Here is a 1,268-nt window from a genome sequence, read left to right on the forward strand (position 1 = left end):
ATTGTGCACGCTGTTGAGTTCTCAAGGATCGGACGCACCCGACTTCAGGCCATGTGACTGGCTGTCGCTCCGGGGCAACTTTACGATCTTAGCTCCTGCTCGTTACCGTGTCAAATCAAGGGAGCGGCGAGTTTCAGACACAATCGTGTCGTGAACCAGTCCGCGCCTCGATCCGAAGGATCTGACGAGAAGGGCTGATTCCCGGCCATAACAAACGATCACATCGAAAACGATTTGGGCTGTTGTGACTGGGATGTGGTCCCGCTTGAGGCCGGAAGCTCTGCGGCTTTTCCGAACCTGTGGGGTGACGAGAGATGACATTACGGGGATTCCGGAGGGGCCGCAAATCACCTCCGGCGCCCGGGCGTGTCGGGCCTACTCCGGCTGATTCGCACGGTCGGTGTCGGCATCCGTCGTCGACACCATTCGGTGCCGAATCAGCTGCCAGCCCTGCGGCGGGGAGGTGAGTCTGGCGTGCCGCTCGCAGAGGTCATAGGTGTGCGGTTCGTGAGTGCCGGCGAGGGGGCCGAGGACCGCCATCGAGTCAACATAGGAGAAGGTCAGGGTTGCGACGGCTTCCTCAGTGCAGGAGATGCGTGAACAGGCTCTGGCTGACATGGTGATTCAGGATACCGCCGAAGGGCCCAGAAGTAGACTGGTGACATGCCTCGATCACGCCGCGCAACAGTGCACGTCTCCACTCTCCGGGGGCGCGGACGGGACCGGCACGGTCGAGGGATGCGCAGCTCGGCCACCGGGCCGTTCCTCCCCCCGCTGCGCACGCGGATCGACACATTCGACATGACGATCGCCTCAACAGTGGACTACCTCCGCATGGTCTGGCCCGCGGAACTATCCGACGTCATCTTCGAGGTGGCGCCCGGGCCTGCCTCGGTGATCCCCGGCGTCGGGGTTGAGCGGTTTTCCGTCGATGCCCGTGAGCGGCGCATCACCCTGTACCGGCTGCCGATGCAGCGCCTCAGCCGAATGCACCAGGTCGACGAACTGCATCAGCGCATGATCGTCGAGAGCTGCGTGTTCCGTGCCGTTGCGGAACTGCTCGGCAAGGATCCCTGGGACCTCGCTCCCGACCGCTTCCGGCGTCTCTAGGAAAATTCTTCCCGAGAAGACCAAACCCTTTCTGGGGCGGGGCCGAACCTCCTGCATACCAAGCAACACCCCGCAGGACTCCCCCACAGCAAAGGACCCCATCATGCGCAGCTTCACCAAGACCGCACTCGGACTCAGCGTTGCCGGCCTGCTCATCA

Annotated in this window: 2 protein-coding genes; one reads left to right on the forward strand and one right to left on the reverse strand. The window is 62.8% G+C overall.

All coding sequences use genetic code 11. The features are described 5' to 3' along the window. Positions 1-375 precede the first annotated feature (375 nt). The gene (locus K2F54_RS18850) at positions 376-618 is read right to left on the reverse strand and encodes a DUF3499 family protein (protein WP_220607390.1); all 243 of its coding nucleotides are present in this window, start codon (positions 616-618) and stop codon (positions 376-378) included. A gap of 120 nt (positions 619-738) precedes the next feature. Here K2F54_RS18850 and K2F54_RS18855 point away from each other — a divergent pair, with 120 nt between their 5' ends. Further along, on the forward strand, positions 739-1,110 hold the full coding sequence (locus K2F54_RS18855; RefSeq protein ID WP_374107320.1) for a metallopeptidase family protein: 372 nt from the start codon (positions 739-741) through the stop codon (positions 1,108-1,110). The last annotated feature ends 158 nt before the right edge of the window (positions 1,111-1,268 follow it).

Origin of the sequence: Cryobacterium inferilacus, assembly GCF_019599185.1 — a bacterium.
GTDB classification, from domain to species: domain Bacteria; phylum Actinomycetota; class Actinomycetes; order Actinomycetales; family Microbacteriaceae; genus Cryobacterium; species Cryobacterium inferilacus.

Excerpts from the sequence above, each read along its gene's own strand:
- K2F54_RS18850 (WP_220607390.1), bottom strand. The coding sequence starts at position 618 with ATGTCAGCCAGAGCCTGTTCACGCATCTCCTGCACTGAGGAAGCCGTC.
- K2F54_RS18855 (WP_374107320.1), top strand. The coding sequence starts at position 739 with ATGCGCAGCTCGGCCACCGGGCCGTTCCTCCCCCCGCTGCGCACGCGG.